The sequence below is a fragment of the Caballeronia cordobensis genome (assembly GCF_001544575.2).
In the GTDB taxonomy this organism is placed as follows: Bacteria; Pseudomonadota; Gammaproteobacteria; order Burkholderiales; family Burkholderiaceae; genus Caballeronia; species Caballeronia cordobensis.
The window spans coordinates 23,004-46,152 of record NZ_FCNY02000008.1; the positions used below are offsets into that span (position 1 = coordinate 23,004).

Below are 23,149 nucleotides of genomic sequence, written 5' to 3' on the forward strand. Positions count from 1 at the left end.
CGCATCGTTACAATCGTCCTACCATAAGAACGTTAAGCTTCCGTCACTTTCAAACATCACAAAGAATGGTGCGACGATGGTGAGGAAATACTGGAAGATCCTGACGTTGGCTATGCCTGTCCTTCTCGCTGCATGCGGCGGTGGCGGGGGCGATAGTAGTCCGAGTACACCGAACGGCACGCTGCATGTGTCGATGACCGACGCACCGTCGTGCGGCTTCGAACACGTCTACGTCACCGTATCGCAGGTGCGTGTCAACGCCAATTCGCAGGCGGGCGACAGTGATGCCGGCTGGACCAGCATCGTCTTGCCCTCCCCGCAGAAAATCGATCTCCTTTCGTTGACGAACGGCGTGCTTGCCGACCTCGGTCAAACCGCGCTGCCAGCCGGTCAGTACCAGCAGGTGCGTCTGTTGCTCGCCTCGAACTCGGGCAACACGCTCGCCAATTCCGTGGTGCCCAACGGCGGCAAGGAAGTGCCCCTCGATACGCCCAGCGCCACGCAAAGCGGCTACAAGATCATTCAGCCCTTCACGGTGCAACCGAACACGCTCGTTGACCTCGTGCTCGATTTCAATGCCTGCAAGTCGGTCGTGACACGGGGCAACGGCTCTTATGCGCTGAAACCCGTCGTGACCGCCACACCCACGACGGTGAGCGGGCAAATCTCGGGGTATGTTGCGCGCGGGCAAGCTGGCGCGACGGTCTTTGCCGAACAGAACGGGAAGGTCGTCAAGGGTACGCTTGCCGACAGCACTGGCAAGTTCGTCCTTTCGCCGCTCATTCAAAGCACCACGCAAGGCAACTACGATGTCGTCATCGTTCAGAACAACGTCGCCTCGGGCGTCGTGCGTTCTGTTCCCGTCGTGGTCAACACGAACACCGCAGTGTCGACATCCGACGCACCCATTGCACTGCCCGCGTCGTCCATGAGCACGACGAGCGGCACCGTAACGGCGAACGCGGATGCTTCCGTGCGCGCGTTACAGACGATCGGTGCAAGCCCGTATGAAATCGCGTCCGTCAACGCGAATCTCGACACCGGCGCCTATCAGATGGCCTTACCTGCGGCCGCGCCGTTGGTCAGCACTTACACGGGCGCGCTGCCGCTTGGTTTCGCGGCGGTGCCTGCTGTAGCCGGCCAATACACACTGGAAGCGGACGCCGCATCGGGCGCGACGCGTTCGACGCCGGTCAATGCCGCGACGAGCCAGAGCAACGTCGACTTCGGCTTCTGAGAAGCGCAATCCTTTCCCTACTTATCGAGAACATCATGAAGAAGGCTGTGCTCCTCGTCATTCCGCTCCTCGTCGCCGCCATGACCAGTGGCTGCGCGGTCTACGTTCCCGATGCGCCGCCGGTTGTGGGTAAGCCGCAAGGCGGCCCGGGCAATGGGTTTTGTCCGCCGGGCCAGGGAAAGAAGGGTAATTGCTAGCCGGGGCTGCTGCCGGGGAGGAAACAGCCGCAATTTGCGGCTGATTTCCTCATGACGGCGTAAGCACAGGCTACGCCGCTTTCGCCAGCCACGCGCGCCATCCGCCCAACGCGGAGATGTCCTCTCCGGACTGCACGCCGTAGGGTTCGCACAGAAAGCCGGTGATCCACGAGCCGTCCCCGAGTTCGATCTTCCCCAACGCGAGCGGAGACGGCACGGTGGCGATGAACGAGCCGAATTCCGAGCTGGGCATCTCCCAGACCTCGATCGCGATCTCGGCGCCACCGGAATCGACACGCCACAGGCCGGGACGCCGCGTGCCGTCCGCCGATGCCGGCAAGGCGCACAGCCGATAGGACGGCGCGGTGCGCGTCGCCCGCACGAGACGCGCGTTCCGGCTGAGCAAATCGCGATTCAACGGCAAGCGTTCCATATGCGCGCCGCATACCGCCAGCTGCATGCGATCGTTGCTCGCGACGCCTCGCGCGCCCGCATCGATTGCGTTATCGCCGACGCATGCGATGCCGCTCGCGCGCTGAAGCACATCGGCGATGCCGAGCAGATATTGATCGGTGAAGGCGCGCCCGAAGACGGTCACGCCGCACGGCAGGCCGTTTTTCATGAAGCCGGTGGGCGCGGCGACCGCCGCATAGTCCAGCAGGTTCATGAAGTTGGTGTAGTAGCCGAGCAGCGAGTTCGGCCCGATCGGATCGCGTTCCAGTTCGGCGAGCGTCACGGGACGCGGGTAGGTCGGTGTCAGCACGAAGTCAAGCGTATCGAGCGCCGCATCGCAGACGGCCTTCAGCGCCTGGAGACGGTATTGCGCGCGAAACAGCTCGACCGCGGTGGCGCCCGGCGCTTTCGCGAGCACATCGCGGATTACGGGCAGCACGGCGTCGGGCTGCGTGGTGATGAGTTCCTCGGTCACGCTGTAGCGCTCCGCCACCCACGGTCCCTGATAGAGCAGGCGCGCCGCTTCGACGAAAGGCGCGAAATCGATCTCGACAGCCTCGCCGCCGGCGGCTTCCAGCATCGCGCGAGCCTTGGCGAAGAGCGTGGGGCTTTCGGTGCATCCGTCGAATTCGAGTTGCGCGGGCACGCCGAAGCGAAACGCGGCAGGCGCGCCGAATGCGCGCGCGCCGTTCCATTGCGGATTGCCGCGGCTGTACGGGTCGCGCGGATCGGCTTGCGCGGTGAGCGCGAGAAGCTCGCTCGCTTCCGTGGCCGTCGCCGTGAAGAACGTCACGCAATCGAGCGTGCGGCAGGCCGGCACGACGCCAGCGGTCGAGAGCACGCCCTTCGTCGGCTTCAATCCGACGAGATTGTTCAGCGCGGCAGGCACGCGGCCCGAACCGGCCGTGTCGGTGCCGAGCGCGAAGCTGGCGACGCCCAGCGCGACCGCAAGCGACGAACCGGCGCTCGATCCGCCCGACGGATAGTCGGGATGCACACTGTTGCGGCACTTGCCGTAAGGCGAGCGCGTGCCGTTGAGGCCGGTCGCGAACTGATCGAGATTGGTCTTGCCGAGCGGTATCGCGCCGAGCGCGATCAACCGTGCGACGAGCGTCGCCGATTCCGTCGGCGTGTACGCGAACGCGGGGCAGGCGGCGGTCGTCTCGATGCCCGCAAGGTCGATGTTGTCCTTGATCGCGAACGGAATGCCGTAGAGCGGCAGGCTCGCGACATCGTGTTCGTCGAGCCGGTTCAGGAAGGGCGCGACTTCCTCTTCCGTCAGAAGATGGACGAACAGATGAAACTCGGGATCGAGCGCGGCGGCTTTTTCACGCAAGCCGGCGATCAGTTCGCGCGGCGTGAGCGTTCCATCGAGATAGGCGCGGCGCAGCGTCGGAAGACGCAGATCGAATGACGACATAGCTTTTTATCCGATAGTTTATTGACGTTCGATGACCGCAACGCGCTGTCCCGCGCGCACCGACGACCCCGGCGCGACGTGGATGGCGCCGACGGTCCCGGCGCACGGCGCGCAAACGGAGATCTCCATCTTCATCGATTCGATGACGAGCAGCACGTCGCCCGCCGCGACCCTGTCGCCGGGGGCGGCTTTCACTTGCCACAGGCTGCCCGCAATCTCGCTATCGACCGCGATTTCGCCGTCTTTCAGCGACGCCAGTTCGATCTCCTCGGCGACGGTCACATCGATCGATTCCTCGGACGCGCCCGCTTCGCGCCAGCGCTCGCGTTCGGCCTGAAACGCCGACTGCTGACGCGCGCGGAACGCATCGATGCTCGACGATTCACGCGCCAGAAACGCCTGATAGTCCGGCAGCGACAACTCGGCATCGTCGATACGCAGCGGATAGCGCCCGAGCGGAAAGTCCGCGCGGATGCGCATGAGCTCATCGGCGGAGACTTCGAAGAAGCGGATCTGATCGAAGAAGCGCAGAAGGTAGGGCTGGCCGCCGAAATCCGCCACTTCGCGATAGCGATTCCACATCTGCAAGGTCCGGCCGATGAACTGGTATCCGCCCGGCCCTTCCATGCCGTACACGCACAGATACGCGCCGCCGATGCCCACCGAGTTCTCCGCGGTCCAGGTGCGCGCCGGGTTGTACTTCGTCGTTACGAGACGATGACGCGGATCGAGCGGCGTCGCGACCGGCGCGCCGAGATAGACATCGCCCAGACCCATCACGAGATAGCTCGCATCGAAAACGACGTTCCTGACGGCGTCGATGGAATCGAGATCGTTGATGCGGCGAATGAATTCCAGATTGCTCGGGCACCACGGCGCATCGCGGCGCACGGTGGTCATGTATTTCTCGATCGCGAGCCGGCAGGCCGGGTCGTCCCACGAAAGCGGCAGATGCACCACGCGCGACGGCACGCGCAGATCGTTTTGCAGCAGCACGTCCTGCCATGTTTCCGCGACGATCTCGAGCAGGCGCGCGAGCGGCAGATCGTCGGGCCGATAGTGCACCTGCAGCGAACGAATGCCGGGTGTCAGATCGATCACGCCAGCGAGCGCCCTGGCTTCGAGCGACTGCATCAGCGCATGACCACGAAACCGCGACACGAGATCGAGTTCCGCCGGACCGATTTCGAGCAGCAGATGCGTATCGCCCGACACGCGCGCGACGAGTCTTTCGTGATCCGCGCCGGTGTCGAGCACGATGGGCGAGGTGAGCGCCGCGCGGCGTTCGGCGATCGCGTGCGGCTCGATCTCGAGCGTGTCGATTTCACGATGACGCCTGCGCGCGGCTTCCCGCGCTTCATCGATCCGTACCGGCACGAAGCGGACCTTGTCGCCCGCCTTCAACTGGCCGATATGCCACAGGTCCGCCTCGATGATCGTCACCGGACACACGAAGCCGCCGAGGCTCGGTCCGTCGGGCCCGAGTATCACCGGCATGTCGCCCGTGAAGTCGATCGCGCCGACGGCGTACGGATTGTCGTGAATGTTCGACGGATGCAGGCCCGCTTCTCCGCCGTCCTCGCGCGCCCATTCCGGCTTCGGACCGATGAGCCGCACGCCGGTACGGCTCGAGTTGAAGTGAATCTCCCATTCCGTATCGAGAAAGCGCTCGATATACCGGTTGCTGAAATACTCGGGTGCGCCATGCGGACCGTAGACGACGCGAATCGTACGGACGTGTTCGAGCGTCGGCACGTTGTCGAGCGCCGCGCCGGCGCGTGCGTCGTCGAGCGGATACAGATGCAGGACATCGCCCGCGCGGATGGCGCGCCCGCCATGCCCGCCGAACTGGCCGAGCGTGAACGTGCTGCGGCTGCCGAGATAGCACGCGACATCGAGGCCGCCGCGCACGCAGAGATAGGCGCGCGCGCCCGCGCCGCGTATCGTGCCGAGCGCGAGCGTCGAACCGGCCGCAACGTGAAGGCTCGTGTGCATGGGCTGCGCGATGTCGTTGAGCAGGATCGGAATATCGGCGCCGGTGACGGCGATGACCGCATCGGTGTTGAAGCGCAGCGTGGGTCCGCTCATCGTCACTTCGAGCGCGGCGGCGTCGGCGGCGTTGCCGAGCAGGCGATTGCCGAGGCGCATCGCGCGATCGTCCATCGGTCCCGATGGCGGAATGCCGACGGCCCAGTACCCGAGTCGTCCCGGATAGTCCTGCACGGTCGTCTGCGTGCCGCCGCTCACGACCTCGACCGTGCTCGCGCGGTACTTCAGCCCTTCGAGACAGCGCGTCCACGGCTCGCCGGATGCGAACGGCGCGTCGGCGAGAATCTGTTTCAGATAATCGCGATTCGTCTCCACGCCATACAGGCGCGTGTTCGCGAGCGCGGCGTCGAGCGCATGGCGCGCTTCGTCGCGCGTCGGCGACCAGGCGATGATCTTCGCGAGCATCGGATCGAAGTAAGGCGGCACTTCGCAGCCGGCCTCGATCCACGTGTCGATGCGCAGCGCGTGGCCGTCCGCCTGCGGAAACGCGACGTCGGTCAGCAGGCCGGGGCTGGGCTTGAAGTCGCGGCCCGGATCTTCCGCATAGAGGCGCGCCTGGATCGCGTGGCCGCGCGGCGTGAGCCCGGCCGCGAGCGCCGGCAGCGGCGGCAGCGTTCCAGCGGCGAGTTCGATCATCCAGCGAACCAGATCGACGTTCCAGACCTGTTCCGTGACGCCGTGCTCGACCTGCAGGCGCGTGTTCACTTCGAGAAAATAGAAGCGTTGCGCCGCGCTGTCGTACACGAATTCGACGGTGCCCGCCGAGCGGTAATCGACGGCTTTCGCGAGCCGGATCGCCGCATCGCAGAGCGCCTGCGGGATACCTTCCGGCAGCGCGGGCGCAGGCGTTTCCTCCAGCACTTTCTGATTGCGCCGCTGCACCGAGCAGTCGCGCACGCCGAGCGCGATCGCGTCGCCTTGTCCGTCGCCGAATACCTGAACTTCCAGATGTCGCGCCCGTTCGATGTACTTCTCCAGAAAAACGCCCGCATCGCTGAAGTTGTTTTCGCCGAGCCGCCTGACGGCGTCGAAATGCGTGGCGAGTTCATCGGCGTTCCAGCACACGCGCATGCCGATGCCCCCGCCGCCCGCCGTGCTCTTGAGCATCACCGGATAGGTGATCGACTGCGCGGCGTCGAGCGCGGCCTGCACGCCGTCGAGCAGGCCGGTGCCTTCGAGCATCGGCACACCCTGTTGCGCTGCGATCTCGCGCGCGGTGTGCTTCAGGCCGAACGCACGCAATTGCGCGGGCGTCGGTCCGATGAACGCGATCCCCGCCGCTTCGCACGCTTCGCCGAACGCGGCGTTTTCCGACAGGAAGCCGTATCCCGGATGAATCGCCTGCACGCCTTCGCGGCGCGCGATATCGAGAATCTTCGCCGTGTCGAGATAGGTCGTCGATGCGGGGCCGTCGCCGAGCGCATGCGCGATCGATGCTTCGCTGACGTGACGGCTCGCGCGGTCGGCTTCGGCGTACACGGCGACGCCGGTGACGTCGAGCACGCGCAAGGTTCTGAGTATGCGGCACGCGATCGCGCCGCGATTGGCAATCAGGATCTTCTCGAACATGGCAGGATGGGTGATTCGGAGGCGGGCCGTCCCGCCGTGGGCATGGCGAGCCGCGGTCGTCCGCGGCTGCATTCGGATCAGCGATAGCTCTCGTTCAGGCGATCGCGCGTGAGCGTGCAGCAGCGTCCCGAGCGCACGAGCATCACGCGGTATATCCAGCGGCGCACGCGCGTCAGTTCCATATGATCAGCTCCGCCGGAGTCGGGTTGTACGCGTTGCACGGATTGTTCAGCTGCGGGCAGTTCGAAATCAGCACGATGACGTCCATCTCCGCGCGCAGCTCGACATACTTGCCCGGCGCGGAAATGCCGTCCTCGAACGTGAGACCGCCTGTGGCCGTCACCGGCACGTTCATGAAGAAGTTGACGTTCGCGCCGATGTCGCGCTTCGACAGCCGCCCGTCGTGCGCGCACGCGCGCAGGAAGTTGTCGCGGCAGCTATGCATATAGCGCTTCTCGAGCGCATAGCGCACGGTGTTGCTTTCCTGCGCACATGCGCCACCGAGCGTGTCGTGACGGCCGCACGTATCGGCGACGATGGTCAGCATCGGATTGCCGAGGTTCGAGTACAGCACCGAACCCGTCGTCAGATACAGGCTTTGCTGCCGGCGCAACGTGCGCTGCGGGTCGAAGCGTTCGCGCGGATCGTCGAGGCGGTAGAACAGCGTATCGACGGCCTGATTGCCTTCGAGATCGACGATGCGCAACGTTTGTCCGGCCTTCACTTCATGCAGCCACGGTTCGCCCGCGGCGAGCGTTTCGCGATGAATCGCGTTGTCGGGATGTTTCTCGCTGACGGTAAGCATGTTCGTCATGTCGGGTTTCGCTCAAAGAAAGAATCGTTCCGTGTTGATGAAACCGCGCACGTTTTCCTCGCATGCGGTGCGGCACATCTCGGCCACTTCGGAACCCGACTCGCGCAATTCGAGCTGGACGGGTTTCGGTGCGTATTCGGGGTTCGGGTCGAGCGGATGCTGGATCGCCGTGAGCACGACGAGCGTGTTCATCGGCGCATACAGCTCGACCGTGTCGCCGGCTTTCGAATTGCCGGGCACGAAGGCGAGCGCGCCTTCATCGGTCACATCGACACGGCTGAAGAGATTGAGCGTCATCATCAGATCGGAAACCGTGAGTCCCCACTTGCTCATTTCGACGAGCAGGTTGTCCGTGCCGTTGCGATAAAACGCGTTGCGCAGTTCCTGATAGCGGCCCGCGCCGTATCGTTCGAACACTTCCTGCGCGTTCGACACGCCACCGATGCTGTCATGCCAGCCGCAGGTATCCGCGACGATCGCGGCCAGCACGCGGCCCATGTCGGAATAGAGGCAATGGCCGGCGGTGAGCTTCGCGGTGTGCTGGCACTTCAGCGAATCCGGCAGGTTCAGACGTTCGCTTTTCTCGGCGGCGTTGACCATCATCACGCTGACATTCGCGCCGCCGCGCAAGTCGGTAATGCGCAGCGACTGCCCGCGTTTGACGATGAGCGACGTATGACCGCCGCCGGGAACGGCTTCTTCGAGTAGCAATGTCATGGGATTGAGCTTCCTTTCAGTCGGAGACCAGTTCGATGCTGGATGCGCCCTGCACGGCGGCCTGTGCCATATGCACCGCCGACGCGGACGCGCGCGACCGGTCGAGCGGAATGTCGTAGGTGATGCGTGCGCCGTATGCGCCCGGCGCCTGCGGATCGACGCGCACCTTGTCGAAGACGAGCACGCGGCTGCCCAGCGTGAAGCCTTCCTTGAGGTCGTGCGTGACCATGAAGATGGTGAGTTTCGATTCGCGCCACAGGTCCGACAGCAGCAGGTGCATGTCCTTGCGGATGCCGGGATCGAGCGCGCCGAACGGTTCGTCGAGCAGCAGCACGCGCGGCTTCATCATGAGTGCCTGCGCGATGGCGAGCCGTTGCTGCATGCCGCCCGAGAGTTGCTGCGGATACTTGTTCAACGAGGCGCCGAGGCCGACGCGTTCGAGCATCGCGGCGGCTTCGTCGCGTGCCGCGCGGCGTCGCGCGCCGAACAGGCGTCCGGTGAATTTCGCACGCGGCAATTCGAGACCGAGCATCACGTTGCGCAGCACGCTCAGATGATCGAACACGGAGTAGCGCTGAAACACGACGCCGCGATGCGCGTCCGGTTCGGCGGGAAGCGCCGCGCCGTCGAGCAGGATCTCGCCGCGCGTCGCGCGTTCCTGACCGAGCAGAAGACGCAGAAACGTCGACTTGCCGCAGCCGGAGGCGCCGACCATCGAACAGAATTCGCCTTCTTTCACCGAGAGATTCAGGCGTTCGAGCACGACCTGATCGCCGTACTGCTTCCACAGATTGCGCACTTCGATCATCGCGCGCCTCCGCCGTACCACGGAAAGCACCACTGCGTGATACGTCGCAGCAGTTCGTCGGTGAGCCACGCGAGCAGCGTGATCCATGCGACGTACGGAAGGATCAGATCCATCGACAGATAACGCCGCACGAGGAAGATGCGATAGCCGAGCCCGTCGGTCGATGCGATCGCTTCCGCCGCGATGAGAAAGAGCCAGGCCGCGCCGAGCGACAGACGCAGCGCGACGAGCAGGCGCGGCAGCAGTTGCGGCAGCACGAGACGCAGGATCAGCGTCCAGCTCGTCGCGCCGAGCGTTTGCGCTTTCACCCACAATTCGGCGGGAATCTCGCCGGCGCGGGCGTGCAGGTCGCGGATGATCATCGGCGTGATGCCGACCACGATAAGCACGACCTTCGACAGCTCGTCCAGGCCGAAGACGATGAACAGAATCGGCAGTACGGCGAGCGGCGGCACCATCGACATGACGGTGATGAAGGGCGACAGCGTCGCGCTCACGAGCGGCAACGATCCCGTGGCGATGGCGGCGACGAGCGCGATCGCCGCGCTCACGGCGAGCCCGATGCCGAGCCGCCGCAAGCTCGACACGGTATCGGCCCACAACAGATAGTCGCCGGTGCGCCGGTCTTCGGTGAACGCGGCCGAGCGCATCGCGTCGCTCATTTGCGCGGCGCTCGGCAGCAGCTTGTCGTCGGGGTTGAGCGCGAGCCGCATCGACGAGCCGGTGAAATAGACCGCGAGCAACACCACGAACGGCAGCAGAAGCAGCATCAGGCCGCCGGTCCTGCTCGGATGTCGATTGATGAGTCGCATGATGACCGCCTCGTATCTAGCGCGTGTGTTCTCGGATTCAGAGCTTGCCGGACGCCGCCATGTCGACGTAGGTCGGATCGAAGCGCAATTTCACGTTGCCCTTGTTGCCGATCACGACGCCCTTGTCGAACGCCATGCCGACGGCATCCGCGCTTTTCGCGTCCTGTCCGAGCAGGCCGTGATCGAACGAGAACTTCGCGACGCGCGTCATGATCTTCGGCATGTCCGGGCTGGTGACGAAATCGAGCGCGGCCTTCGGCGTGTAGAAGAGGGCGGTCGTCGAGAGCTGGCCCTTGAAGTTGGCGAGATCGGTGCCGGACGCCTTCGCCATCGACGTCAGTGCGCCCGTGGTTTGCGTCGAATCGCCGTGCATCAGCGCGACCATCTCGAACCACGCGCCGGTGAGGGCCTTGCCGAGCGCCGGGTTCTCCTTCAGCGTCTTCGTGTTGACGACCATCATGTCCATGATCTCGCCGGGAATCTTGCTGGAGTCGAAAACTTCGGTGACGTTCGGGCGCACCTTGAGATCGGCGAGCATCGGGTTCCATGTGACGGTGTTGTGCACCGCGGGCGTGGCGAATGCGCCGGAGATATCGGCATCGGACGTATTGACGACCTTGAGATCGCGCTCGCTCATGTGCGCGCTTTCGAGGGCGCGAACGAGCAGGTAATGCGAGACGGAGAACTGGACGAGATTGATTTGCTGGCCTTTCAGATCGGCGATCTGCTTGCCTTTGCCCTTCATCAGCACGCCGTCGTTGCCGTTCGAATAGTCGCTGACGATGAGCGCCGTCGAGTCCACGCCGCCCGATGCCGGAATGGTGAGCGCGTCCATGTTGGTCATGGCGCAGCCGTCGAACTTGCCTGCCGTGTATTGATTGATCGACTCGACGTAGTCGTTCAACTGCACGACATCGATATTGATGCCGTACTTCTTCGCCCACTTGGAAACGATGCCTTGCGTCTTCGCTTCGCCCCACGGCATCCAGCCTGCGTAAATGGTCCAGCAGACCTTGAAGTCGTTGCGAGGCGCGGCGGACGCGGCGCCGGAAGCGAAGGCGAGGAAGACGGCGGCGATGCCAAGACAGCGAGCGAGCTTGCGCATGAGGTTGACCTCGAAGGAGACGGTTGACGACGGCAGGGAGCAGCGCAAACATCGCGTTCTCTCCCGGGCTTTTATCCCGCCGTGTAACCTCGCCTGAGGTCGACAGCTCTCGGACCAGCATCTGCGGGAAGCAGATCGGAACCCTAGCCGTCCATTGCCAGATTGTTTGATGAACCGGATGATGCGCCGGCTCCGTGCAGACGTATCAAAGCGGGAAGCGTGCCAGCGATGGAATCAGCGTGTCCGCGCGCAATGTGGGGCGTTGCGTGCCCTGTGGCGGTGAACGCGTGCACTCCAAGCTTGCCGCGCTGCACCGCGTTCGAGCGTTTGCGCGCCGGTAGAATCCTGAGCTTTGGCGATGTCCACCCGTTGCGGCGGACGCGAGGTCATTCGAAGACTGTATGGAAACCGGCATGACATCATCGATCCCGGCCAGAAGCAGCACTGCACTTCAAGTTCTTGGGGTCTTTCTCAGGCTGGGATTGACGTGTTTCGGCGGCCCCATTGCCCACATCGGCTACTTTCGCCGGGAGTTCGTCGAGCGCCGCCGATGGCTCGACGACGAGACGTTCACGGACCTGGTCGGGCTGTGTCAGTTTCTTCCCGGACCCGCCAGCAGCCAGGTTGGATTCTCCATCGGCCTGCTCAGGGCCGGGTGGCTCGGCGGACTTGCCGCCTGGTGCGGGTTCACGCTGCCCTCTGTCTTGCTGTTGCTCGCTTTCGCGGCCATCGCACCGCGCCTTGGCGGACCCGCCGGCGCGGGCTTGATTCATGGCCTCAAACTCGTGGCCGTCGCGGTCGTGGCCCAAGCCGTGTGGGACATGGCGCGGCGCCTCTGCCCCGATCGCCGCCGCGCCTTCATCGCCCTTGCCGCGCTCGCTGTCCTCAGTCTCCTGACGACCGTGTACGCGCAACTCATCGTGATCGCCTTCGGCGCAGTGCTCGGCTTCGTTCTTTGCCGGACCACGGCATCGGCAGGCACGGCCGGCGTAAGTCGACACGCTCATGAATTTCGCGTTTCGCGCATAGCTGGAGCCATGGCGCTTCTGCTGTTCTGCGTACTGCTCGTCGGGCTTCCGGTGCTGGCGAACTCGGGCGCTCAGCATGCCGTCAGCGTTTTCGCGGGCTTCTATCGGGCCGGCGCACTGGTCTTCGGCGGCGGCCATGTCGTTCTGCCGCTCCTGCAACAGCAGACGGTCGCAACAGGCTGGGTCTCGTCGAATGACTTTCTCGCGGGTTACGGCGCCGCGCAGGCCGTTCCCGGCCCGCTGTTCACATTCGCCGCCTTTCTCGGCTGGATGATGGCGGACACGCCGCATCACTGGGCGGGGGCGCTTCTTGCCACCGTGGGCATCTTTCTGCCGGGGCTGCTGCTCGTTCTTGCGGCGCTACCGTACTGGCAAGCGCTGCGAGCACGGCCGTCGATGGTCGCCGTCCTTTCCGGCGTGAACGCAGCGGTTGTCGGACTGCTGGCGGCAGCGCTCTACTCGCCCGTGTGGACCAGCGCCGTCCGCACGGAGATCGACTTCGCCATCGCGACGATCGGTCTATTGTTGTTGACGCGCTGGAAGATGCCGCCACTCGTGGTCGTCATGATCTGCGCATTGGCGGGTGTCACGCAGGCCATCGTCACGAAAGCAGGCTAGCGATGGCCAGCACGAAGTACGTTCACCCCTACCACCGGTGCCTCAAACCAGCGACGGCGGAGACTTGCGTCTTCGTCGTCGATGGCGACAGCGTATAGATCTGCGCATACGGCGCGTCTTTCGCCGCATGCTGATAGATGCCGACGAGAAAGAGGTCCGTCCGCTTGCTGAGGAAGTAGTTCAGGCCCGCATTCACCTGATGCCACGCGGGCGACACGTCCTGCGGATGGTACTGGCCGGTCGTGTAGATATACGCCGCGCCCAGCAGCAGGTCGGGCAAGACATAGTCCGTCAGCGAGACTTCGAAGTTCTGCAGCGTCAGCCGCGATTCGTCGAGATAGTCGAAGCGCGCATTCGTGTACAGGAACGAGGCGCTCGCGCTGCCGAACGCATACGCGCCGCCTGCGCCGTACATCATCTGGCGGCGCACGCCCGAGCCCGTCGCCGGATTGGTGATGAAGGGCGACGTGAAGCCGTAGTCGCCGACTACCGCGCCGTTCTGATTGTTCGCGTCGTTCGGTTCGTTGACGAGCAGGAACGCCGCGCCGAGCGTCAGCGGGCCTCGTCGATACTGCGCCCCCGCGCTATAGGCATTGTTGTCGGAGAAGCCGCCCGCCTTGTTCGAGAAGCCGTACAGCGCTTCCGCCTGGAAGCCGTTGTAGTCGATCGTCTTGTACTGGACCGCATTGTTGATGCGGAAGGTGTCGAACACGTTGTCGCTGTCGCCGATATGCGCGCCGTACGCCGCGAACTGGCACGCCGATTCGAACACGCACAGCGTGACCGCCTCGTCGTACTGACGCCCGAACGTGATTGTGCCGAGCGTATTCGACGACAGCCCGACGAACGCCTGCCGACCGAACTCGCGTCCGCCCTGCGACAGCGTGCCGTTGCCGATGTTGTAGCCGCTTTCCAGCGTGAAGATGGCCTTCACGCCGCCGCCCAGATCCTCCGTGCCCTTCATGCCCCAGCGCGGCGTCTGCATCGGCCCGCTCGCGAATTGCCAGGTCGAATGGCCCTGTTTGTCCGCGCCGCGCTGGTTGTTCGCATAGACGATGCCCGTTGAAACCAGCCCATAGAGCGTCACGCTGCTCTGGGCGAACGCGCTCTGAACGCACAGCGCGCTTGCGGCGATGACCAACAAACGTCGTTTCATGGCTTTCCTGTTGTATGTGCTGGAAGGGAGAAGTCTGGATCGATAGGACGACGAATCAAGCGGCGTGGACGCCCACGCTCGCTGTCGATCGCATTCCGCCTGATGCCCGCATGCATCGGCGAAACAGCGATTCGCCCCGGATGCGACAGATTCTTGCGGAACAAAAAACGCGCCGGATAGCACCGAATTTGGCCACCAGCGAGCGAATTATTAGCGCGCATGCCAGCCGTGGCTGCACGCATTGCGTACGCTTTTCACCGCCGTCCGCGTCGCGGGTTTACCCACCCCGATCTAATTTCGGCATCACTCAGCGCAAAAAATGATGCTATGCGGGGACACTTTTGGCTGCTGACAATGGCCTCACTCGGCATCACCCGGCCGTCGAAAGACGGTTGAAAAGGGGAGCCCATGCAGGACACACCGGAGACGAAGATGGCAATGATCGAAGACGCAGGACGACGGCGCGCGCTGCGCACGCTGACTGCAGGCGCGCTCGCGGCGGGCGGCGGCCTGCTGTCGGTGCGCGCGTTCGCCGGCGGCCTCGCGACCGTGAACATGCAGCTCGGCTGGGTGCCGGGCGGCAATCAGGTCGGTGAAGTGGTGGCGAAGCGCCTCGGCTATTACGAAAAGGAAGGCATCGACTTTCACATCCAGCCGGGCGGCCCGAACATCGACGGCGTTGCGATCGTCGCGTCGGGGCGATTCCAGACCGGCGAGATTTCGTCGAGTCCGTCGATCATGCTGGCGGTGTCGGAAGGGCTGCCCATCAAGTGCATCGCGGTCGGGCTGCAACAGCATCCGTATACGTTCTTCTCGCTGAAGAAGGCGCCGATCCGCTCGCCGCAGGACATGATCGGCAAGCGCATCGGCATTCAGTCGACGGGCATGGTCCTGCTGCGCGCGCTGCTCGCGAAGCACAAGATTCCCGAGAATCAGGTGAAGATCGTGCCGATCGGCGCGGACATGATGCCACTCGTCGCCGGACAGGTCGATGCCGTCACCGGCTGGCAGACCAACACCACGGCGCTCAAGCCGCTCGGCGCGGACCGCGTCGATCTGCGCCTGTGGGACACCGGCGTGCGTCTCTACGCGCTGCCGTATTACGCGACCACGTCCATGCTGAAAGAGCATCCGGAAACGGTTCAGGGCTTCCTGCGCGCCACCGCGCGCGGCTGGATGTATGCCAACCAGAACCGCGATCAGGCCATCGACATGCTCGTGAAGGACTATCCGAACCTGAACCGCGCGGACGAGCGCGTCGCCATCGACTCGCTGATGCATTACGCATTCGACCAGACCACGCAGACGCAAGGCTGGGGCGCGATGGACGCGGCCGTCTGGGAAGAGCAGATCGCGATGTATGGCCAGCTCGGCCAGTTCCGCGCGGCGCAACCGAAAGTCGATGACGTCATGACGCTCGACGTGCTCAAGGCCACCCATTCCTCTCGCCTGAAGGTGTAACCCATGCATGCTGCCACTTTGAATCCGCCGCGCGCGGAGCGGGGAAGCTCGCACTTCGCGTTGCCGCAAGGCATCGATTGCGCGGTCAGTTGCCGCGATATCAACGTGCGCTTTTTCACGGACCGCCGCAGCGTCACCGCGATCGAAGGACTGAGCCTCGATATCGCGTCGGGCGAGTTCCTCACGCTGCTCGGGCCGTCGGGCTGCGGCAAGTCCACATTCCTGCGCGTGGTCGCCGATCTCGTCAAGCCGAGCCGCGGCAGCATCAACGTGCTCGGTTCCGCGCCGCAGGCCGCGCGCGAACGGCGCGATATCGGCTTCGTGTTTCAGGACGCGGCGCTGCTGCCGTGGCGCACCGCGATCGAGAACGTCGCGTTGCCGCTCGAAGTCGCGAACGGCAGGGCGCGCGCCGGACGCGCCACGCCGCGCGAACTGCTGGAGCTTGTCGGTCTGAAGGGCCGCGAGGACGCGTTTCCGCACGAGATGTCGGGCGGCATGCGCCAGCGCGTCGCGATTGCGCGCGCGCTCGTCTGCGATCCGAAAGTGCTGCTGATGGACGAGCCCTTCGGCGCGCTCGATGAAATCACGCGCGACCGGCTCAACGAAGAACTGCGCCGCGTCTGGAAGGAACTTGGCCTGACGACGCTCTTCGTCACCCACAGCATCTATGAAGCCGCGTTCCTCGGCCAGCGCGTGCTGATGCTCGCCGCCAATCCGGGGCGCGTGAAGGAGATCATCCCCGTGGACCTCCCGGAAGACCGCACGCTCGATATCCGCGAGACGCGCGAATTCGTCGAACTCACCGCGCGCCTGCGTCGCGTACTGGAGACCTGCTGATGGCTACCTCCGAAATGAACCTGAATGTGCCGGCCAGCATGCCGGACGAGGAATCGCTCGCGTGGCGCGCGCGCCGCCGCCAGCAGATGTGGCGTGCGCGCATGCTGCCCGCGCTGGGTGTCGCGAGCCTGATCTTCGCGTGGTGGGCGATCGTCGCGGGCTTTCATGTGAAGCCGTTCATCGCGCCATCGCCGGCGCTCGTGTTCGAGACGCTCTTCGCCAAGAGCGACGTGCTGCTGCAGAACCTCGTGCCGACCGCCATCGAAGCCTCGCTCGGCTTTCTGCTCGGCAATCTCGCGGCCATCGTGCTCGCGACGATCTTCGTGCACAACAAGACGCTGCAGGACATCTTCTACCCGGTCGCGGTGATGATCAACTCGATCCCGGTGGTCGCGAAAGCGCCGATTCTCGTGCTCATCATGGGCAACGGACTGGAGCCGAAGATCACCATCGCGGCGATTGTCTGCTTCTTCCCGACGCTCGTGAACATGGTGCGCGGCCTTGAAGCCGTCAACCCGCAGGCGATGGAACTGATGCACGTGCTCTCCGCGAGCAAGCGCGAAATCTTCTTCAAGCTGCGCCTCTATGCATCGCTGCCGTATCTGTTCTCCGCGCTGCGCATCGCGGCGTCGATGTCGGTGATCGGCGCGGTGGTGGGCGAGTGGATCGGTGCGACCGAAGGCATCGGCGCGATGATCATCCAGGCGACCTACGCCTTCGACTCGGCGCTGCTCTACACGGCGATCATCATGAGCGCCGTCCTCTCGGGCTTCTTTTTCCTCGTGATCGCGGCACTCGAGCGCTGGCTCGTCAAGTGGCAGCCGGAAGGCGTCCGCTGAATCCCGCGCGACACGAAACATCAACACTGGAGACGAAATGAACATGATCAGCGACTGGATTCAGGAACCCGCACGCGACGTGCGCGTGGCGGCGCAGGCGAACGTCGTCGTGGTGGGCGGCGGCCCGGCGGGATTGTCGGCGGCGCTCGCGGCGGCGCGCAACGGGGCGGAAGTGATTCTGCTCGAACGCTACAACCATCTGGGCGGTCTTGCATCGGGCGGCATGGTGCTCGTGCTCGACGACATGTGGGACAACCATCTGCAAGAGATTTCGGTGCGCGGCACTTGCATGACCTTCATCGAGCGCATGGCGGCGCGCAAGCTCGCCACCTTCCCGCGCTCGCACGAGTGGGGCGAAGACCCGGCGGCGTACCGGCAGTGGGGACGCTGGGGCACGTTCGATTTCCATAGCCAGAAGAACCCGCATCCGGTGTGCTTCGCGGCGGCCTTCGATCCCGATGCGATGAAGCGCGTCGCGCTCGAAATGGTCGAGTCGCTCGGCGTCAAGCTGCGGCTGCATTCGTGGTTCTCGCGCACGCTCGTGGAGGACGGCCGTGTCAAGGGCGTCATCTGCGAGACGAAGAACGGGCGCGAGGCGATTCTGGCCGATGTCGTTATCGATGCGACCGGCGATCTCGATGTCGCCGCATCGGCAGGCGTGCCGCATGTGGGCGGCAGCTACATCACGACGACGGTGTTCCGTCTCGGCGGCGTCGACACGGATGCGGCCGAACGCTTCGAAGAGCAGGAGCCGGAAGCGTTCGCGGCGCTCGATCGCCAGATCAAGCGGATTCTCGGCGGCTCGTGGGGCTACTGGTGGCTGAAGACGCCGCTGCCGGGCGTCGTGTGGTGCAACTGCCCGCACATGGCGGGTCTCGACGGTCTCAATCCCGAGGACCTCACGCGCGCCGAAATGCAGGGCCGCAAGCACATTCATGCGGTCGTCGAGTTCGCGCGCGAGAAATTGCCGGGCTTCGAGCAGTGCTATGTGATCGATGTCGCGCCGCAGACCGGCGTGCGCCAGACGCGCCTGCTGCAAGGCGAATACGTGATGACGAAGGAAGACCTCGCGCAACGCACGCGCTTCACCGACAGCATCGCGCGCGGCCGCGACTACTACATGCCGTATCGCGTACTGCTGCCGAAGGAGATCGACAACCTGCTCGTCGCGGGCCGTCACTACTCGGCGACCTCGCAGGCGCAGAAGATGTCGCGCGAGATTCCGCCCTGCATGGCGATGGGCGAAGCCGCGGGCGTCGCGGCGGCGCTCGCGCTGAACGCGGGCGTCACGGTACGCGACGTCGATGTGCCCGCGCTGCAGAAAACGCTGCGCGCGCAGGGCGCGGACCCCGGCGACCAGAGCGGACGCAATGCGGACATTCCGCCGCTTGCCGTGCATGTCGATGCGAGGGAAGCAGCATGAGCCATGTGGAGAACAACATGAAGAAGCAGCACGATCTTCCCCTCACGGGCGTGCGCGTGATCGACCTCACGCAGGTGATGATGGGCCCCGTCTGCACGCAGATGCTCGCCGACTACGGCGCCGATGTCGTCAAGGTCGAGCGCCACGGCGCGGGCGATCTGAGCCGCTCGACCTTCGAGCCGGTCGCGGGCGCGGACAACCCTATCTTCTGCAGCCTGAACCGCAACAAGCGCAGCGTCGCGCTGGATCTGCGCGATGCATCGCAGCTGGACGCGCTGAAGGCATTGATCGCGGACGCCGATGTCGTCGTGAACAATTTCCGCGCGGGTGTGATGGATCGTCTCGGCCTCGGCTATGAAGACTGCCGCGCGCTGAATCCGCGCATCATCTATGCGGTCGGCACGGGCTTCGGCGAGACGGGCCCCTATGCGCACAAGGGTGGCCAGGACGTGCTCGCGCAGGCGATGAGCGGCGTGATGGCGCGCCGCGCCGACGACTCGCTGCCCGTCTCCGTCTATCCGACGGCGCTCGCGGACTACTCGGCGGGCATGCACATGGTGCAGGGCATTTTGCTCGCGCTCCTGCACCGGGAGCGCACGGGCGAGGGGCAGAAGGTCAACGTGTCGCTCTACAACTCGATGCTCGCGATGCAGATGCAGGAAGCCGCGATGATCATGATGGCCGACTCCGAAGTCAACTGGGCCGCGATGCCGCTGTCCGGCGTGTTCGAGACGACGACGGGCCCGCTCGTGCTGGTCGGCGCGTTCAAGCCGAACCCGCTGCGTGACATCTGCGCGGCGCTGCAGATCGAAGACATGTCGATCGATCCGCGCTTTTGCAACCTGAACCAGCAGTTCGCGCACAAGGCCGAGTTGCAGCGCACATTCGTCGAGCGTTTCGCGAGCAACAGCCGCGAGTACTGGCTCGCGCGACTCGAAGAACAGGATTTGCTGTGCGCGCCGGTGCGCGATCTGCGCGAGGCGCTCGTCGATCCGCAGACGCTGCACAACCGGCTCGTCATCGAAGGCGACGGGGAAGGGCAGCCGGTGCGCCTGATCGGCAGCCCCATCGAGCTCTCGAACGCGCCGGTCACGCTGCGCCGCGCGCCGCCGCGGCTCGGTCAGCACACCGCGGAGATTCTCGGCGTCACGACGACGGAGGCCGTATGAGCGTGCGCCTCGTCATCGATCGACACGTCGCGACCGTGACGCTCGCGCGTCCCGAAGCGCTCAACGCCGTCGATCTGCAAACCGAAGCCGAGCTGCAACGCATCTGGACCGAGCTCGAACATAACCGCGACGTGCGCGTCGTCGTGCTGACGGGCGAAGGCGAGCGCGCGTTCTGCGTCGGCGCGGATCTCAAGAACCCCTCAATGAGCGGCCTCGAATACTGGGCCGCGCCGCGTCCCGGCGGCTTCGGCGGCATTGCGTTGCGCGAGACGCTGAACGTGCCGGTCATCGCCCGCGTGAACGGCTACGCGCTCGGCGGCGGCTTCGAAATGGTGCTCGGCTGCGATCTCGTGATCGCGTGCGAGGAAGCGAGCTTTGGCTTGCCCGAGGCGCTCGTCGGCCGCATGCCGCTCGACGGCGGCATGACGCTGCTGCAACGGCAGATTCCGTATCGCCAGGCGATGGCGATGCTGATGACGGGACGGCGCATCTCTGCGCGCGATGCGCTTTCGATGGGCCTCGTCAACGAAGTCGTGCCGCGCGCCGAACTGGACGCCGCCGTCGACCGATGGGTCGAAGCCGTGCTGGCCTGTGCGCCGCTCTCGGTGCAGGCGGTCAAGCAGGTCGTGCGCCGCACCTCGACGCTCTCCGCGAGCGAGGCGCAGGCGCTGAGGCTGCCCGCGCTCGTCAGCGCGCTGCAATCCGAGGATGCGCAAGAGGGCGTGCGCGCGTTCCAGGAAAAGCGCAAGCCGCAATGGAGGGGACGCTGATGGCTTACGTGATCGGGTCGCCGTGCATCGACGTGAAGGACGGCGCGTGCGTGCAGTGCTGTCCGGTCGACTGCATCTACGAAGGGGGGCGCACGCTCTACATCCATCCGGAGGAGTGCATCAACTGCGGCGTGTGCGTTTCCGTGTGTCCGACCGAGGCGATCTATCACGAGGAGGAGTTGCCACGGGCGGAAGCGGCGTTCGCGGCGGTGAACCGCGTGTTCTTCGACGCGAGCGTGAGCGCGCTCGGTTCGCCGGGTGGCGCTTCGGACGTCGGCAAGGTAGCCTTCGATCATCCCGTGGTCGCGTCGTGGCCGGTGCGGGTCATGGACTGAGGGCTGGCGATGCACGCGAACGTTCTGAGGTATTTCGTCGAGGTCGCGCGGTGCGGATCGATCCGCAAGGCCGCGCAGAATCTCTATGTGGCATCGAGCGCGGTGAACCGGCAAATACTCAAGCTCGAATCGGAGATGGGCACCGAGCTGTTCGACCGGCTGCCCAACGGCATTCGCCTCAACGCCGCCGGCGAGCGCGTGCTGCAGCACATTCGCGGCACGCTGAACGATTTCCACCTCATGCGCAGCGAGCTCGACGAACTGAAGGGCGAGCGCAAGGGTCACGTATCGGTGGTGGCGATGGATTCGCTATTCGTCGATTTCCTGCCGGCGACGGTCGAAGAGTTTTCGGACGCGTATCCGGCCGTCACGTATTCGATCGCCGCCGTGCCGCCGCACGATGTGCCGCCGCGCGTGCTGAGCGGCGAGTACGACGTCGGCATCACGTACATCACGAAGCTGCCCGCCGGACTCGATGTCGTGACCGAAGTGCCGTTGCCGCCGGGCGTCGTCATGGCGTCGTCGCATCCGCTCGCCAGGCGCGAGCGCGTCACGTTTGAAGAGTGCCGGCATCATGCATTCCTGCGTCTCGAAGGCCGCTCGCCCATTCAGGGTGTCATGAGCAACGACTTCCCCGCCTTCTGGGAATCGCTGCAGCCGAGCGTCACCTGCAACTCGACGACGCTGCTCAAGCGCCTGATCGCATCGGGGCGCGGCATATCGTTCTTCTCGAAGCTCGCGTTCCTCGACGAGCTTTCACGCGGCGATGTGGTGTGGCGCCCCATCGACGACGAGAACATCAACGAACTGACCGTCGGCATCATCGTGCCGAATCAGCGTGTGCTGCCGCATGTGACGGGCGAGTTCGTCGAGCGCATCGTGCGCAGACTGAAGCATGTCGAGCTGACGCTGCGGGAGTTTTGAGTGCCTGACCCGGCGTGAGCGGCGCACTTGCGTTGCCTCGAACGCGGGTCAGGCGCGTTCGCCGATGCCAACGAACCGCGACGCCGCGCTCGCGGTCGCCTGTTCAGCTCGATGTTCCACCCATATAGAAGTCGTCGCGGTTATTGCCGGTGGTGCGCACGCATATCGGCGAGCGGTACAACGGCTCCGCGTACTTCGTGCCGGGTAGCTGGTCACGAATCTTCATGAACAGCGGCGACAGACCGTTGTCGAGCCACGCGCCCCAGATGGCGTCGTGGTGGTCGGGCAAGTAGAGTTTCGGCTTGAACAGTTGCAGGTGCTGGAAGGTATAGCCCAACTGCGTCTCGGCGATCGGATGCGGCGTCCATGGAAAGATGCCGACATCCACGCCCGGCGCGACGATCTGCGCGAGTTGACTCTCTTCCGGACTCGGGTTGCTCACGCTGTCGAACCAGACGATGCGAAAGCCGTTGGGAAACGTGAACGTGAAGCCCATCGTGCCCTGCGTGATGATGTTCGGATCGTTCGAGCCGCGAGCGGCGACCGCGTCGTGCTGCTGCTGTTCGGCCGCCGTGAGGGGCGGTGCATCCAGTGCGTAGAGCGCGGCGAGCTGTGTCGTGAGTCCGGCCTCGATCGTGCTGTGGATGATATGCGTCGGACTGATCGTGATATCGCCATAGGTGAATTTCTCGGTATTGTCGCCTTTGACCGTCACCGTCTGCGATGCGGGTACGCCCAGCACCTGTGCCTCCTGCGTGGTGATCGCCGAGCCGATCACCTGTGCCTTCGTCTGAGCGGCCACCGCGGCCACGTCGCTGATGTGATCCGAGTGCGCGTGTCCGATCAGGATCACATTGGCGCGCGTCACCTGCGACACGGTGAAGCCCACGGACGGCGTGCGCGCCGGGCGATCGTAATAGGTGTCCATAATAATGACGACACCGTGATAAGCGAGCTCGTAGTTTGCCGTGCCGAGCCAGCGAAGAACGGCTGTATCTCCTTGCGGCAACGGTCCGCCCTGCGAAGCGGGCGTGAGGCTCTGACAGGCCGGGTCGTTGGCGAGCGGTGCGTCGGCGGCGTTCGCCGGCGTCATACCGGAGTCATCGCTGCTATGACACGCGGTGACGGTCAAGAGAACGCCGAAGGCAAGGGAGGTCGCGGCGAGCGTCCGTAAAAAACCCACTGTCTGCATGGTGTGACTCCGGTAAGGATTACTGACGAAAAAATCGAAGTGACGATGCAAGACAGCTTTGGGCGGATGTTAGGCGCGAGTTAATGAAGTGTCTATGTGCTTCGCACCATTGCCGCGGAAGATGACGGCCGTGTTGGCGACACGCCACCTGACTGTCATGTGCCGGTCGTGGAAGAATCGCGAATACGTCACAATCCCAATGTGCTTTCTACCGGA

Annotated in this window: 20 protein-coding genes and 1 riboswitch; of the genes, 11 read left to right on the forward strand and 9 right to left on the reverse strand. The window is 64.6% G+C overall.

Annotation, left to right across the window (positions count from 1 at the left end; genetic code table 11):
* Window positions 1–79: 79 nt before the first annotated feature.
* Together AWB70_RS16485 and AWB70_RS39045 are read left to right on the forward strand one after the other, a co-directional pair.
* Window positions 80–1,237, forward strand: coding sequence for a DUF4382 domain-containing protein (locus tag AWB70_RS16485; protein ID WP_200826425.1), 1,158 nt, complete (start codon window positions 80–82; stop codon window positions 1,235–1,237).
* Between the two features lie 35 nt (window positions 1,238–1,272).
* Window positions 1,273–1,434 carry a hypothetical protein gene (locus AWB70_RS39045; protein ID WP_087086285.1) on the forward strand — a complete coding sequence of 54 codons (162 nt, stop codon included), beginning with the start codon at window positions 1,273–1,275 and terminating at the stop codon, window positions 1,432–1,434.
* Between the two features lie 70 nt (window positions 1,435–1,504).
* On the opposite strand, the gene atzF is transcribed toward AWB70_RS39045, so the two are convergent.
* The 7 genes from atzF to AWB70_RS16525 form a co-directional block, all read right to left on the reverse strand.
* On the reverse strand, window positions 1,505–3,307 hold the full coding sequence (atzF, locus tag AWB70_RS16495; RefSeq protein ID WP_053570626.1) for an allophanate hydrolase: 1,803 nt from the start codon (window positions 3,305–3,307) through the stop codon (window positions 1,505–1,507).
* A gap of 18 nt (window positions 3,308–3,325) precedes the next feature.
* Entirely contained in the window at window positions 3,326–6,925 is a 3,600-nt protein-coding gene (gene uca / locus AWB70_RS16500) for an urea carboxylase (RefSeq protein ID WP_053570625.1), read from the reverse strand.
* 172 nt (window positions 6,926–7,097) lie between these two features.
* Window positions 7,098–7,739 carry an urea amidolyase associated protein UAAP2 gene (locus AWB70_RS16505; RefSeq protein WP_053570624.1) on the reverse strand — a complete coding sequence of 214 codons (642 nt, stop codon included), beginning with the start codon at window positions 7,737–7,739 and terminating at the stop codon, window positions 7,098–7,100.
* Between the two features lie 12 nt (window positions 7,740–7,751).
* Complete coding sequence (locus tag AWB70_RS16510; RefSeq protein ID WP_053570623.1) at window positions 7,752–8,456, reverse strand: urea amidolyase associated protein UAAP1; 705 nt, start codon at window positions 8,454–8,456, stop codon at window positions 7,752–7,754.
* Between the two features lie 16 nt (window positions 8,457–8,472).
* Entirely contained in the window at window positions 8,473–9,264 is a 792-nt protein-coding gene (locus AWB70_RS16515; protein WP_053570622.1) for an ABC transporter ATP-binding protein, read from the reverse strand.
* Entirely contained in the window at window positions 9,261–10,076 is an 816-nt protein-coding gene (locus AWB70_RS16520; protein WP_053570621.1) for an ABC transporter permease, read from the reverse strand. Before AWB70_RS16520 ends, AWB70_RS16515 begins: the two co-directional genes overlap by 4 nt.
* A gap of 37 nt (window positions 10,077–10,113) precedes the next feature.
* Window positions 10,114–11,181, reverse strand: coding sequence for a putative urea ABC transporter substrate-binding protein (locus tag AWB70_RS16525; RefSeq protein ID WP_053570620.1), 1,068 nt, complete (start codon window positions 11,179–11,181; stop codon window positions 10,114–10,116).
* Between the two features lie 58 nt (window positions 11,182–11,239).
* Window positions 11,240–11,339: riboswitch (guanidine-I (ykkC/yxkD leader) on the reverse strand.
* Between the two features lie 243 nt (window positions 11,340–11,582).
* Between AWB70_RS16525 and chrA the strand changes: the two genes are divergently transcribed.
* Window positions 11,583–12,827 carry a chromate efflux transporter gene (chrA, locus tag AWB70_RS16530; RefSeq protein WP_053570619.1) on the forward strand — a complete coding sequence of 415 codons (1,245 nt, stop codon included), beginning with the start codon at window positions 11,583–11,585 and terminating at the stop codon, window positions 12,825–12,827.
* A gap of 28 nt (window positions 12,828–12,855) precedes the next feature.
* On the opposite strand, the gene AWB70_RS16535 is transcribed toward chrA, so the two are convergent.
* Complete coding sequence (locus tag AWB70_RS16535) at window positions 12,856–13,983, reverse strand: porin (RefSeq protein WP_053570618.1); 1,128 nt, start codon at window positions 13,981–13,983, stop codon at window positions 12,856–12,858.
* Window positions 13,984–14,415: 432 nt separating this feature from the next.
* Between AWB70_RS16535 and AWB70_RS16540 the strand changes: the two genes are divergently transcribed.
* Genes AWB70_RS16540 through AWB70_RS16575 form a run of 8 tightly spaced genes read left to right on the forward strand, consistent with a single transcriptional unit; the run spans window position 14,416 to window position 21,741 of the window.
* Window positions 14,416–15,444: an ABC transporter substrate-binding protein gene (locus tag AWB70_RS16540; protein ID WP_053570771.1), complete on the forward strand. Its 1,029-nt coding sequence runs from the start codon at window positions 14,416–14,418 to the stop codon at window positions 15,442–15,444.
* 3 nt (window positions 15,445–15,447) lie between these two features.
* Complete coding sequence (locus AWB70_RS16545) at window positions 15,448–16,281, forward strand: ABC transporter ATP-binding protein (protein ID WP_053570617.1); 834 nt, start codon at window positions 15,448–15,450, stop codon at window positions 16,279–16,281.
* A complete protein-coding gene (locus tag AWB70_RS16550; RefSeq protein ID WP_045456542.1) occupies window positions 16,281–17,120 on the forward strand; it encodes an ABC transporter permease in 840 nt (279 codons plus the stop codon). Before AWB70_RS16545 ends, AWB70_RS16550 begins: the two co-directional genes overlap by 1 nt.
* A 37-nt stretch (window positions 17,121–17,157) precedes the next feature.
* The gene (locus tag AWB70_RS16555) at window positions 17,158–18,543 is read left to right on the forward strand and encodes an FAD-dependent oxidoreductase (RefSeq protein WP_053570616.1); all 1,386 of its coding nucleotides are present in this window, start codon (window positions 17,158–17,160) and stop codon (window positions 18,541–18,543) included.
* A gap of 17 nt (window positions 18,544–18,560) precedes the next feature.
* On the forward strand, window positions 18,561–19,712 hold the full coding sequence (locus AWB70_RS16560; protein WP_053570615.1) for a CaiB/BaiF CoA transferase family protein: 1,152 nt from the start codon (window positions 18,561–18,563) through the stop codon (window positions 19,710–19,712).
* Window positions 19,709–20,482, forward strand: a complete 774-nt coding sequence (locus AWB70_RS16565) for an enoyl-CoA hydratase-related protein (RefSeq protein ID WP_053570614.1) — start codon at window positions 19,709–19,711, stop codon at window positions 20,480–20,482. Before AWB70_RS16560 ends, AWB70_RS16565 begins: the two co-directional genes overlap by 4 nt.
* Complete coding sequence (gene fdxA, locus AWB70_RS16570; RefSeq protein ID WP_053570613.1) at window positions 20,482–20,817, forward strand: ferredoxin; 336 nt, start codon at window positions 20,482–20,484, stop codon at window positions 20,815–20,817. Before AWB70_RS16565 ends, fdxA begins: the two co-directional genes overlap by 1 nt.
* A gap of 9 nt (window positions 20,818–20,826) precedes the next feature.
* Entirely contained in the window at window positions 20,827–21,741 is a 915-nt protein-coding gene (locus AWB70_RS16575; RefSeq protein ID WP_045456545.1) for a LysR family transcriptional regulator, read from the forward strand.
* A gap of 103 nt (window positions 21,742–21,844) precedes the next feature.
* On the opposite strand, the gene AWB70_RS16580 is transcribed toward AWB70_RS16575, so the two are convergent.
* On the reverse strand, window positions 21,845–22,933 hold the full coding sequence (locus tag AWB70_RS16580; protein ID WP_231927905.1) for an MBL fold metallo-hydrolase: 1,089 nt from the start codon (window positions 22,931–22,933) through the stop codon (window positions 21,845–21,847).
* Between the last annotated feature and the right edge of the window lie 216 nt (window positions 22,934–23,149).

Bases quoted from the DNA above. Each gene is read 5' to 3' on its own strand.
- fdxA (WP_053570613.1), top strand. From the start codon at position 20,482: ATGGCTTACGTGATCGGGTCGCCGTGCATCGACGTGAAGGACGGCGCG.
- AWB70_RS16510 (WP_053570623.1), bottom strand. From the start codon at position 8,456: ATGACATTGCTACTCGAAGAAGCCGTTCCCGGCGGCGGTCATACGTCG.
- AWB70_RS16555 (WP_053570616.1), top strand. From the start codon at position 17,158: ATGAACATGATCAGCGACTGGATTCAGGAACCCGCACGCGACGTGCGC.
- atzF (WP_053570626.1), bottom strand. From the start codon at position 3,307: ATGTCGTCATTCGATCTGCGTCTTCCGACGCTGCGCCGCGCCTATCTC.
- AWB70_RS16575 (WP_045456545.1), top strand. From the start codon at position 20,827: ATGCACGCGAACGTTCTGAGGTATTTCGTCGAGGTCGCGCGGTGCGGA.
- AWB70_RS39045 (WP_087086285.1), top strand. From the start codon at position 1,273: ATGAAGAAGGCTGTGCTCCTCGTCATTCCGCTCCTCGTCGCCGCCATG.
- AWB70_RS16520 (WP_053570621.1), bottom strand. From the start codon at position 10,076: ATGCGACTCATCAATCGACATCCGAGCAGGACCGGCGGCCTGATGCTG.
- AWB70_RS16560 (WP_053570615.1), top strand. From the start codon at position 18,561: ATGAAGAAGCAGCACGATCTTCCCCTCACGGGCGTGCGCGTGATCGAC.
- AWB70_RS16580 (WP_231927905.1), bottom strand. From the start codon at position 22,933: ATGCAGACAGTGGGTTTTTTACGGACGCTCGCCGCGACCTCCCTTGCC.
- AWB70_RS16545 (WP_053570617.1), top strand. From the start codon at position 15,448: ATGCATGCTGCCACTTTGAATCCGCCGCGCGCGGAGCGGGGAAGCTCG.
- AWB70_RS16535 (WP_053570618.1), bottom strand. From the start codon at position 13,983: ATGAAACGACGTTTGTTGGTCATCGCCGCAAGCGCGCTGTGCGTTCAG.
- uca (WP_053570625.1), bottom strand. From the start codon at position 6,925: ATGTTCGAGAAGATCCTGATTGCCAATCGCGGCGCGATCGCGTGCCGC.
- AWB70_RS16515 (WP_053570622.1), bottom strand. From the start codon at position 9,264: ATGATCGAAGTGCGCAATCTGTGGAAGCAGTACGGCGATCAGGTCGTG.
- AWB70_RS16540 (WP_053570771.1), top strand. From the start codon at position 14,416: ATGGCAATGATCGAAGACGCAGGACGACGGCGCGCGCTGCGCACGCTG.
- AWB70_RS16505 (WP_053570624.1), bottom strand. From the start codon at position 7,739: ATGACGAACATGCTTACCGTCAGCGAGAAACATCCCGACAACGCGATT.
- chrA (WP_053570619.1), top strand. From the start codon at position 11,583: ATGGAAACCGGCATGACATCATCGATCCCGGCCAGAAGCAGCACTGCA.
- AWB70_RS16550 (WP_045456542.1), top strand. From the start codon at position 16,281: ATGGCTACCTCCGAAATGAACCTGAATGTGCCGGCCAGCATGCCGGAC.
- AWB70_RS16565 (WP_053570614.1), top strand. From the start codon at position 19,709: ATGAGCGTGCGCCTCGTCATCGATCGACACGTCGCGACCGTGACGCTC.
- AWB70_RS16525 (WP_053570620.1), bottom strand. From the start codon at position 11,181: ATGCGCAAGCTCGCTCGCTGTCTTGGCATCGCCGCCGTCTTCCTCGCC.